Genomic DNA, 12262 nt, shown 5'->3' on the forward strand with positions numbered 1-12262 from the left:
CCAGCACATAGTACGTGTGGTACTCAGCGACCGTCAGGTTGTACCGGTTCGCCTCACCGGGCGTGACACCTACCTCACCGACGCGAATCGTGCGGCCGTCGGTGGTAGCGAGGAGGTCGCCGGCCGGGAGGCTTCCGGCGGGGATCCAGGCGTGGACGGTCGCGTCGTAGAACGGGTGATTGTCGGTGGTGTGGATGGTCGGCTGAGCGCCGTCATCCGTAATGACAACTAGGTCGACGAGGTTTTTGTCGAGCTTGACGGCCGTGGCGGTGACCGGCTCACTGCCCTTCAGGTCGCCACTGGTGGGGTCAGCCGTCTTCACCTCGTCGCCAGGCTTGATGTCGCCGATGGGCTTGGTTGATCCATCACCCAGCAGGACCGGGGTTTCCGGAGCGAAGCTGCAAGGGCTGCTGCTCGATCCAGATGGGCCCGAGCCCCCGTCGCCGCCCCCGCTCGGGTGATCGCTACTGCCACCACCGGTCGGGTGGTCCGTACCACCCCCACCGCTCGGGTGGTCCGTACCGCCACCACCCGTGGGCCCGCCCGCGTTTCCGCCTGAACCGGTGTCAGGGGAGGCTGCGCTCGGAGTGTCAGAGGTGGTCGGTGTAGTGGGCTTTGCGAGGGGGTCGGTCACGAGAGGGGCGTCGCCCTTCGCGAGATCGCTGAGCCCGCTCAAGCTCTTCAGCTTCTCCGCGAGCTTCGGCAGCGCCGTGACCGCCTTGGCACCGAACTCCCCGGCGTCTATAGCCGCCAGGCCCACCTGGATCATAGTGCCGGTGTCGTAGCCCTGCTGGTAATAGGAGTCGTTCGGGTTGATCCCGAACGCGTCCGCCGTTATGTGGTCGTAGTCAGGAGCATTGATCTTCGGTATCTGGAGCCCGGTAACCGAGTTCAGGATGCCGATATTCATATTGATCACATTGCGTGGATCAACAAGCGCCAGGGTGCCGAGCACGCTGTCGGCCATACCCGCCAGCTTCTTGAGGGGGTGGCCACCCCCGACCGAGGTCGGGAACGCGATGACGGAGCCCAAGCCGAATCCGTCGGCTCCCTGACTGTCGGACAACAGACCACTCGGGTCGCTGTGGGTGCTGGGGTTGTTGCCCGCGTAGGTGTAGCCACCCATCTGGTTCGGGTCACCGGCCTCGAAAACCGGGTCGGCGGTAAGGAAACGGCCAAGGGTCGGGTCGTACTGGCGCGCGCCGAGAAGGTTCAGGCCGGTGGTGCTGTCAGTGGGTTTGCCGAGGTAGCCGTGGTTGTCGGCCCAACTCGGCGGGACGACCCCGCGCGGACTCCCATAAGGGTCGAAAGAACGGCGGGTGATAGCCAGGGTGCTGTAGTCGACCTGGAGCTGGGCGGTGCCCTGGATGTTGGTGGGTTGGTAGGTGACGGTGCCGCTGCTGGAGCGAACGATCACCGTACCGTCCGGGTTGGGGTAGTACCGCAGACCGCTGACGGTGCTTCCGGTCAGGGTGAGCTGCTCGGCGCCGCCGAAGAGGTAGAGAACCGTGCTGTTAGGTCCGCGCTGAAGAAGCAGGCCGCCGCTGGCGTCATAGAGATAGCCGGTGGTCAGCGGGTTGCTGACGCCAGCCGTCGTGGTGACGGTGGCGGTGCGGCCTTCGGCGTCGTAGGTGAAGGACTGGTTGGCGGCGGTGGCACCCGTGGTGGTGCGTCCGGTGGTGTTGCCGGCCGGGTCGTAGGTCGGGGCCTGGGTGGTGGTGCCGCCAGGCCCGGTGGTGGTGGCGGAGCTGAGGGTGTTGGGCTGGGTCCCGTTGGTGGGATAGGCCAGCGTCTGAGTGATGTCCTTGGCAGCGTTGCCGGTCAGGTCGTGCTTGACCTGACGGGTGCGGTCACCGAGGAGGTTGTAGCTGAAGCTCTGCCAGTACGGGGCCGGGCCACCGAGAGTGGCCGGTGCCGGGCCCGCAGTGCTGCACTTGGCGAGCTGACCAGGCGTGGCACCGGTCTGGCCAGCCGTGTCGGTCCAGGCGGTAGCCAGACGGTCCAGGCCGTCGTACTGGAAGCACTGGGTGTCGAAGGCCTGGTCGGTGCCACCGGTGGACTGGAGCTCGCGGGTGGTAGCGATGTTGCCAGCCTGGTCGTAGCCGAGCGTGGTGGCCGAGATCGGGTTGGGCGCAGTCTGGATACTGACGCTGTTGAGCGTCAGGCGCCTGGTCGCGTCGTCCCAGGTCTGTGCGGTGCGGAACTGGGTGGTGGGGTTGCCGTAGGTGGACTGGAGGGTCTGGCCCAGCGGCGTGTAGGCAACACTGTTCAGGTAGCGGGTGGAGCGGCCTGAACCGCTGGACACCCGCAGGCCCGCGTTGTCGTACCCGTATCCAACGCTCTCCGCCGCCAGTCCTCCACCAGCCGGGTAGTTGGTGTGGGCCAGCAAGCCAATGTTTGCGGTGTAGTCCGAGCCCAGGGCGTAGGTTCCGGCCAGTGCTCCCTCCGAGGCAGGGATGGTGACGCTCGACCCGGTCGGCTGGTAGGCCGTGTTGTAGCCGGTGACCGCCTGCACGTAGGCACTGCCCGAGGCGCCGCCAACGTACCTGGTCGAGGAAGTCGGGTAGCCCTTGGCCAGGGTGTCGTAGGTGTAGGAGGTCAGCTGCTTGGTCGCGTCGCTCGTGCTAGTCCCGGCGAATTCTCCGATGGGACGGCTCAGCTGGTCGTACGTGAAGGACAGGCTCTGCCCACGCCCGTCAGTGCTGGTCGCCACCCGGCCCAGCGGGTCGAAGGTCGTGGTGGAGGTGCCCGCGTCGGGGTCGGTCTGCGAGACCTTCCGGCCCTGCAGGTCGTACTTGTACGACCAGGTGTTCCCCGCGGTGTCCTTCACCGTCGCCACGTTGCCGCTGCTCGTGTAGGTGTAGCTGGTCGTTACGTCACCGATGCCGGCGCCACCGTGGGCCACCGTCGAGGTGGTCTGGCCGAGCGCGTTGGCAAAGGTGGAGGTGGGCACACCGCCCTGGGCCGGGGTGCTGTCCGTTTTGTCAGCGCCCGGATACGCCGTGGTGCTCGACCACAGTGCAACCGACTTGTTCTCCAACGTGGTACTGGTCACCCGGCCCAGGCCGTCGTAACCCGTCAGGGTCTCCGAGGGCAGAGTGTTCTCCTGCTCGGAGAACAGCGTGGGGCCCGGGGCCATGGTGGGGTCTGCGAAGGCCGCGACACTACTATGTACCCAACCGTGGCTGTCGTAGTGAGTCGAACTGATCAGCCGCCCGGTTGAGTTGTCGGCGGTGGAGGCTTGGGTCTGGCGCAGTTGCAGGAAGCCGTCGTAGATGTCGACGGCTACACCGTAGGAACCGTCCTCACGCAGGGTCTGGGTGGTGACAGCGGTCGGGTTGGGGGTCCCGACACCCGAAACGGCATAGCTGAACAACTTGTCCGCGCTCTGGGTGGCCTTGTCTCGTCCCGGCTGCCAGGTCGCAGTGCGACGGCCCAAGGCGTCGTAGGTCGTGTCGGTGACCCGGCCATTGACGTCCGCCGCATGGGTCACCACCCCTCGGCCCGGGGCCAGCGAACTGGTGGCGGTCCAGCCCAGCGGGTTCGTGGTCGACAGTGCCGTCGGCACGGTCGCCGTCGCCGGGGTGTAGCTGGTGGTGCTGGTCTGGCCCGCGGCGTCGGTCAGCTTGGTGGCCCGGCCGTACTGGTCGAACGTGGCCGCGCCCAGGGTCTGGAAGACGGGGTGGTTCGAGGCGTCGTAGGAGGTCACCGCCTGCGAGGAGGTGATCAGGCCCAGGGTGCTGCCGTTTCCACCGATCTGCCCGAGCGTGCCGGGGTTGGTGACCGAACCGTCGCCGTCGTAGAAGGTGCGCTTGTCGCTCACCGTGGTACTTCCGCTGGGAGCTGTTCCACACGGACCGGTAACCGCGATGGTCTCGGCCGGGTAGCTCAGCATCATCGGGTTCGACGCTGGCGCATTCGCGTAGCTGGTGCTGGTACACATCTCCTGTGCAGGAACGGAGACATCGCCCTTGTTGTCGACCTGCGCGACCCGACCGACGCTGTCGTAGCCGACGGTGGCCTGAGAAGTACGCCAGGTCCCGTTCGCCAGCAGTTGCTGCGAGCGGCTGGAAACCGACTGGGCCCGCTGAGCGTTGAGCGGAGGCAAGGTGGAAAGCGCCGGGGGTGCCGGACTCTTGGAGGTCCAGGCGGTGCGCGGCGTCGACGCCGTGACCGTCATGGTGGGCACACCGGCCAGCGTGCGCGCCAGCACGGTTCCGCCGGCCTGGGTGTAGGCGTCCGTCTCCTGCGGGTTTCCCGCCAGCCAGGGGCTGTCGGTGACACTCTCCCCCAGGTTGTTGGTGAGACTGACCGACCGCTTGGTGCCGTCGGCCTTGTAGTCACCGTCCATACCCTGGAAGTAGTTGACGACATTCTGCGTGACCGGGTCGGGAGCCGCTCCGGTAGTGGTGGTGACGGTGCGGTAGCCGCGGAACTGGTTCCAGGTGCGGTACTGGTCGTCCGTCAGATCGGAATCGTCGCGGTGCCAGGCGGCACCGCCCGAGTAGGTGTAGTTGGTGACCCGCGCCGGCGAGGCCGCCTTGGTGGCGTCGTTGTCGGAGACCTGAGCGACAAGCGTCTTCTGGAACCAGTCGCTGATCGGGTTGGCGGCGCCCGGCGTGGTCCAATACACGTTGTAGCAGGCCATGGTGTCGGAGTCGGGGGACGTCGGCATGCTGTTGGCCACCCGGGAGCACTCGGGCGCTCGGTAGGTGACGGCGATCGACTCGCCCGTCTCCGTCTGCAGGCTGGACAGACGCGGCCGGTACAGCGGGGACGCGGCAGGCGTCAGACCGTCGACCCGGTTGTCCATCTCGACGCCAGTGAAGGTCACCGGGTCGAGAGCGACGTTGCCCGAGCCTCCCGCGCTGGTGTCCAGCCCGGTGTGCTGGATCTGGGAGAGCCACATGACCGACTGAAGCGAGCCAGCGTCCTTCGGGTCGACCGTCTTGCCAGTGATCGGGTCGACGGTGCCGCCGGTATCCGAGAACAGGTGGGTCAACGCCCAGGAGTCCACATCCTGCCATCCGGAGGCGGCCTTGACCGAAGTCTTGATCGACTGCAGGCGGTAGGTCGACCAGAAGGTCGGCGAAGAAGTCTGGCAGACGTTGCTGCCGGTACCCGACGTCGCCATAGAGCTGGTGCAGTTGAGGTCGTAGGGGGTATCGGGCCAGTTCGGCGCGGTCGTGGAGTTCAGGTTCGAGACCTGGCACGTGGTCGGGTCCGTAGTGCACCGCTGCGCGGGGACGAAGGTGATCTTGTCCGCGGGTTCGCGGCCGGCTCGCTCGTCGCTCAGCTGGTAACCGTACGAGATCTGGGTCAGGTACCCGCCACGGGTGTAGGCGGTCAGCGCGCCGCCGGCCCCGTTGGCCTGCCCGGCACCCTTGTTGTACCAGTTGGTCTCGTTCGCCCAGTCGAAGCGCTGCACGTTGCCGCTCGGGTCGACCACGAAATCCAGGTTGAACCGGTAGCCCATGTTCGCGCACTGGGACGCGTTGCCCTTGGAACTGTCGTAGCAGGGGTCGCCCGCCTTCGGGCTGTAAATCGGGACGCCCCAGCCGGAGTTGGTCGCCGGGTCGGCGGTGGTGCCCGGAGCGTGGTTCAGACCCAGGTAGTACTGGGTGCCGTCGGTCGCGGTGATCTTCCAGTATTCGCCGTTCCACAGACCGTTGGACGCCCCGGTCAGGTACTCGACCTTCGTGCCATCGTCACCCTGCAGGTGGTATTGGCCGTTAACGTCACGGACCAGTTGACCGTTGTACGCCCCCAGCGAGATGGTCGCGTTCCAGCCTGCCCAGCACTCGTCACCCGAGCCCGCGATCCCGTCATTGGCGCAGGACTTGTACTGACGCTCGATGAAGCCGGGGCTGTAGTCCCAGCCGTCGCCGATCCACGAGGCCTGCGAGTTGCGAGCCGAGGTCTCACCGTCCACCGCCTGGGAGCTGTACGACAGTCCAACCGTGGGGGCGGCACCGCCGAGTGAAGTCGGCACCTGGATCGGGTAGTCATAGGTGAAGGCGCCGGAAGCGGACGAGCCCCACGTCCCTGAGGCCGACAGCGAGGTCGCTCCGTAGCTGCCTTGCGAGCCGCCGGTACCGGACACCGCTGCCACCGTCGTGCTCGACGCGGTGGCAGCCATAGGCGCGGCCATCGTGCTCATCGCGCGAACACCACCGGCCCTGCTCGGGGCCGAGGCGGGCAGGGCCACGGTGGCGGTCAGCTGGTGGGCCGCCGGATCATTGGTGGTCGCCAGCGGCGTCTGGGTCTGGCACTGCGCCAACTGCGGGGTCGTCTGCGCACAGGCCGGCAACTGCACCAGGTGCAGCCGCGATGCCCAACCACCACCGTATGCCTGCATCACCGCCGAGTAGTCCAGCGACACGGAGGCCTTGCCCGGTGCGCCCGAGTCGTCCGACCGTGTCAGACCCACCATCAGGCCGTCCACACCGGCCGCCTGCGCGGTCGCGTGGTCAACCGTCTTAACCTGGACCGCGGTCGGCGTCGAGGCCGGTGCGAACGGCACCGCGGCCGGCTCCGCCACCTGCGACGCCGTCAGCTTCACGCCCGCTGTCGCCGCGCCACCCACCGACACGGTCTCCGTGCTTGCCTTTGGCCACGCCGGCGCCACTACTTGGTGTGCCTTCAGCGCGCGCGAGCCCTTCGGCTCCGCAACGACTGGCAGCTTCGCCGAGGCGCCCACCGGATGCCCCAGGACCTTCGGCGGCTTGGGCAGCGGGCCGGAGGCCCACACCTTACCGGTGTAGTGATCCGGACCGACGAAGCTCTCTGCTCCGGCTATCGGGGCCATCAACGACAGCGCTGCGGCAGTCGCGACCGCAACTGTGGTTCGCCGCTCCCATCCTCGTCGTCTACCAGCGGCCAACCAGGCAAGTCTCGCGCGCACGCGGAAAACCCCCACCATCCCCGGCCCGGACGGGCCATCACTCACGGTCCCAGGAGGAACTCGATCGAACCGGAACCGTATTGCGGCTCGAACGCGTGCCGCAATAGCCTTCACGGCGAGCCACAGCCTTCACGCTGTCAGCACTGAGTAGATATGACCAGCTCATACAGGCGGCGAAGCCGCCCAGGACACCACGAATCGGACACTTTTCAAGCGCATGTGGCCACATCCATCGGCACACGAGCACCCGTAAATTTGACCATTTCTTGACTCACTGAAAGATGTCTCTCATGCCTCGTCCCGGCTTCATGCCCGCCGCGCGACATCGGGCCTTGCGCCCGCTGACCGTGGCAGCAGTGCTCGCAGTCGTCCTCACCACAGCTGCCGGCCCTGCTCTCGCGGATACCACCGCTACCGCCGACCCTGCCAACCCAACAGCTGGAACCCCAAGCTCGCCGGTCCAGCTTGCCCAAGCGCAGGCTAAGAGCTCGGGAAAGCCCGTCACCGTCGATGCGCTGACCACCGAGACCTCACTCACCGTTGCCAATCCTGACGGCACATTCACCCAGTCCCAGAACGTCCAGCCGGTTCGGGTAAAGAAGAACGGCGCCTGGACCGAGACCGATTCGACGCTGGCCAAGAACGGCGACGGGTCCTTCTCCCCCACGGCCGTTCCGTCCAACGTGGCACTGTCCGGCGGCGGGACCGCTCCGCTGGCCGCGTTCACCGACCCGGCCGGCCACCGGCTCGCGATGACCCTGCCGTTCGCGCTGCCCGCTCCGACGGTGAGCGGCAACACCGCCACCTACACCAACGTCCTGCCCGACGTCGACCTTCAGGCCACCGTCACCGACCAGGGTGCCTTCCACGAGGTGCTGGTCGTCAAGAACGCCCAGGCTGCGGCCAATCCGCAGCTGAAGACACTGAAACTGACCACCGCCAACAGCGGCGGCCTGACCACCAACACTGACAGCAATGGGAACTTGAGCTTCAAGGCCGCCGACGGCACTGAGGCCTTCCATGCGCCCACTCCCGTGATGTGGGACTCCGCCCCGGCGCCTACAACCGCCCCTAGCGCGCCGACGCCCACGCCGGCACCCAGCACTGTTGACCCCGCCGGGGTCGCTTCGAGCAGCAAGGACGGCCCCGGCCAGGGTGCCCACATCTCCGCGCTGAATGTGCAGGCCGATAACTCCGCCATCACGCTGGCCCCGGACCCGGCGCAGCTCGCCACCGCGACGTTCCCGGCGTACATCGACCCGGGCGTCGCTCCGGGCGGCCAGACCAACAACTACGCTGAGGTCAAGCAGGGCTGCGCGTCCCAGGTCGTCTTCAACAACGCCCAAGAGAACGGCGAAGGCATCGGCTACCAGCAGTATTCTTCGGACTGCTTCGGCATGTACCGCTCGTTCTACGAGATGGACACCAGCCGCCTCAACAGCGGCATGACCATCGTCAAGTCGATGCTCGACCTGACCGAGACCTACGGCGCCGACCACATGTGCGGCCACACTGCACCGGTCACCCTCAACTTCACTGGGGCCATCAACAACGGCACCAACTGGAACAACCAGCCCGGCGTCCTCCAGACCCTGGGCCAGCAGGACGTTGCTACAGCCTACGGAAGTTGTGGCTACCAGCCCGTCAACTTCGAGGTCACCGGAACAGTAAGCCAGTATCGTGGCGTCTCCAACCTGACCTTCGGCATCACCGGCAACGAGAGCACGTCCTCCTCCAACTACGGATTCATGCGCTTCAGTGTCAATCCGCAGCTGGTCACCACGTATGAGATCCCGCCCAACGCCCCTGACCAGCTCTCCCTCAGCCAAGGCAACACCAACTGCGCGGGCAACGGCTGGGTGGGCACGACAGCATCCCTCGTCGCCCTGAACAGCCGTCTGACCACCAGCATGCCCGGGGTCAACCTCAAGGCAGGCTCGCTCCTTGTCGACGACTCGACTGACGACGGCCACGGCAATCCGTTCACCGTCGGCTGGCCTGCGAGCCCGAACTGGGTGGCAAGCGGTTCCACCGCGTCGATCCCCTCGCCAGTCGGCTTTGCGGACGGACACCAGTACGAGTGGGAGGTCTGGGCCAATGACGGCTACACCGACGGCCCCCACGCGCCCAAGTGCCTCTTCAACGTCGACACCACCCCGCCGAGCCTGACCATCACGCCCTCCAGCACCTTCCCTGCGCTGGGCAGCGGCAAGACCACAACAGGCTATGCGGGCCAGAACCTGACCCTCCAGGTCCGTGCCAAGGACCCCGTCCCCACCTCGGGCTGCACCCGTCCCGCCGCCCCGTGCAAAGCAAGCGGCGTGGCGGGCATCAAATACTCACTCGACGCCGCCATCCCGGCCACTGGTGCGCAGACTGCTGCCACGACCGCGAACGCCGACGGCAGCTTGAGCGCCACCATCACCTTCCCCATCCCGGCCAACCAGTGGGGCACCCATACGCTGAACCTGTCGGCGTACGACAACGCAGGCAACTCCACGGCCAACCAGGTCTACAGCTTCTACGCCCCTTGGAACCCCGCCACCAAGATCACCCCCGGTGACCTGACCGGCGACGGCATCCCCGACCTCATCACCGCCCAGGGCGCGGGCGGAAACCTCGTCACCATTCCCGGCAACACCGACGCGAACAACCTACCCCTCACCGCGTCGACCCTCGACAAGACTCCCGACGCGGGCACCGGCTGGGACAAGTACCTCGTCACCAACCGGGGCAGCGTCACCGGCGGCGCCACGGACGACCTTTTCGTCTACAACCCCGCCAAGCACCAGCTGCGCGTCTACAAGAACGACTCCGCCACCCCGGGGACCAACAACCTCCCGGGCCGCTTCACCATCAGCTCCGACTTCACCAGCCCTCTGACGCGTCCCTGCGTCAACCAGGATCTCAGTAGCGTCAGCCCGCTCCCGGCCTGCACCTCCCAGAGTCCGGCTGACTGGAGCAATATCAGTCTGACCCAGCTGGTTGCCGTGGGCGCGCACTCCGCCTTCGCTGCACAGGTCCCCACGAGCACGTACCCGCCGTCCGACATGATGACTGTGGAGAACAGTCAACTCTGGTACTACGTCGGCGGCACCGATCCCACTCACTACCTGCTGGGCGCCTACCCGATCGGCACCGGCGACTGGTCCAACACCACCATTATCGCCCCTAGTAACCTCGGCGTGACCGCGGCCAACGCCGCCGACAAAACCACCAACGGCTACGGCACCTACACCACTGGCACACCCGCCTTCTGGGCGCGCAACAACCACACTGGCGCCATCACCGCCTACACCCTCACCTTCGATGCCAACGGCGTCCCCACCAGCCACCCCGCCGCACCCACCGATGCCACCCTGCGTTCCGCAGTCACCGACGCCAACAACACCAAGTACTGCGCTGACGACGGCGGTGGGCTGGCCGACGGGGCCTCCGTCCGCATGTGGGCGTGCAACAACACCGCTGCCCAGGCGGTCACCTACGGCCTGGACAACACTCTCCACCTGGTTGGCAAGTGCCTCGACGTCGCCAACGGCGGCACCACTCCGGGAACCAAGGTCCAGCTCTGGACCTGCAACGGCAGCACGGGCCAGCAGTGGGTCGCCGGCTCCAACCCTGGATCCCTGAAGAACCCGGCCTCCGGACTGTGTCTCGACGACCCCCAGGGGAACACCGACGGCACCGCCCAGCTCCAGATCTACCTCTGCAATGGCAGCAACCCGCAGAACTGGGCACTCAACACCACTCTCCCCAGCCCGCAGCCGATCCTCAACGTCGGCATCAACGCCACCCAGTTCCCCAGCGTCGTCTCCCCCGGTGACGTCAACGGCGACGGCAACCCCGACTTGTTCGCCATCAGCAGCAGCCAGCAGATCATCGAGTATCCGGGCGCCACGCCCCTCACTCCGGCTGGGCAGAGCGCTCCAATCGCCCAGGTCGGCAACCTCACCTACCTCGGCATGATCACCAAGCAGGTCAACCCGACCCTCACCGGCGGCACCGTCTTGCATGCCGGAGACTCGGCCTACTCCGCCAACACTCGCCTGATCATGCAGGGCGACGGGAACCTGGTCCTCTACTCCCTCAAGACCGGTCAGGCTCTCTGGTCCACCAACACCTGGGGGAACCCGGGTGCCTACGCCACCATGCAGACTGACGGCAACCTCGTCGTCTACAAGGCCGACCCCGCCTTCACCACACCCGGTGCGGCGGCGAACTCCCTGTGGTCCTCCGGTACTCCCAACAACCCCGGAGCCACCGCCAAGGTCCAGGACGACTGCAACTTCGTCGTCTACAACACCGCCGGCGCGCCCGTCTGGAACTCCGTCACCTTCAATCCCAACCCCTGATCAGTTGACCAACGCGTGAGGGTCCCTTCCTTCGGGGAGGGGCCCTCACGCGTCTTCGGCTGTCCCCGCGCCGCGCTGAAGCAAGCCGTCCCACCCTCGCCGTCAGTGCCTGGTGGCACCCTCCCGCAGGTGGACACAGCTGCTCAACCCCCCGTCCCGGATCCCGAGCGGATCCTGCTCGACACCCCCTGGGCCGAGCTGCGCCATGCCTACGGGCCGGCTGCGGACACGGCCCTGCTCCTGGTCGAGCTGCTCGACGAGCGGGCCGAGGTGCAGGCGCAGGCGCTGGGGCAGTTGGAGATGTCGGTGCTGCACCAGGAGTCGATCTACAGCAGCACCGCACCGGCGGCGCTCTTCGTGGCCGGGGCGCTGGTCTACCCCCAGACGCTGGCCGCGCACGAGAGCACGTACCCGTGGGACGACCGGACGCGGCCTTTGCGGGCGGCGTTGCTGGAGTGGCTGGGCAGCATCGCGGCCTCGGTGGGGTACTACGACGGGGACGAAGGCGGGCCCGGGCGGGTCGACCGGGCCGACCTCGATGCGTGCCGGGCGGCGCGGCCCGCGCTGTACCGCGCCGTGGCCGGATACCTGGCCGACCGGGACCCGGTGGTGCGCGAGGCGGCGGTGGGTGCGGCCGGCGTGCTGTTGAAGGCGCCCGAGCTGCGGGACCGGATTCCGGCGGCCGCCGACCGGTTGCGTTCCGTCGCCACGGGCGACGGAACGCGGCGGGAGCGGGCGGCGGCCGTGCTGGTGCTGGCCGGCTGGGCGCAGGACACCGCCGAGTGGCTGACCGACCCGGACCCGGCGGTCCGGGCCTGTGCCGCGCTCGCGCCGTTTCCTGCCGACGATCCGCGCCCGACCGCCGTCCTGCTCGCGGCGCTGGCCGACCCGCGGGCCGGCCTCCCGATCGACCGCGCCGCGTTCGGAGCGCTGCTGACCGACCGCTGACCTCCTCCTGACACGGCGCCAGCCCCCTTCCCCACGCACGGGCGAGCCGCGCCCCTGC

General features: G+C 67.4%; 3 protein-coding genes. 2 read left to right on the forward strand and 1 reads right to left on the reverse strand.

Features of this window, described 5'->3' with window-relative positions:
- Positions 1–6808, reverse strand: a 6808-nt coding sequence (locus C7C46_RS08050; RefSeq protein ID WP_181442250.1) for a polymorphic toxin-type HINT domain-containing protein, incomplete at its 3' end; no start/stop codon positions are given.
- Between the two features lie 386 nt (positions 6809–7194).
- Between C7C46_RS08050 and C7C46_RS08055 the strand changes: the two genes are divergently transcribed.
- Both C7C46_RS08055 and C7C46_RS08060 read left to right on the forward strand, forming a co-directional pair.
- Entirely contained in the window at positions 7195–11256 is a 4062-nt protein-coding gene (locus C7C46_RS08055; protein ID WP_181442251.1) for a ricin-type beta-trefoil lectin domain protein, read from the forward strand.
- Between the two features lie 129 nt (positions 11257–11385).
- Positions 11386–12204 carry a hypothetical protein gene (locus tag C7C46_RS08060; protein WP_110667243.1) on the forward strand — a complete coding sequence of 273 codons (819 nt, stop codon included), beginning with the start codon at positions 11386–11388 and terminating at the stop codon, positions 12202–12204.
- Positions 12205–12262 lie beyond the last annotated feature (58 nt).

The sequence above is a fragment of the Streptomyces tateyamensis genome, from assembly GCF_003205575.1.
GTDB lineage: Bacteria > Actinomycetota > Actinomycetes > Streptomycetales > Streptomycetaceae > Kitasatospora > Kitasatospora tateyamensis.

What these genes read in the sequence shown, in the direction of transcription:
- C7C46_RS08055 (WP_181442251.1), top strand. Translation starts at nt 7,195, where the DNA reads ATGCCTCGTCCCGGCTTCATGCCCGCCGCGCGACATCGGGCCTTGCGC.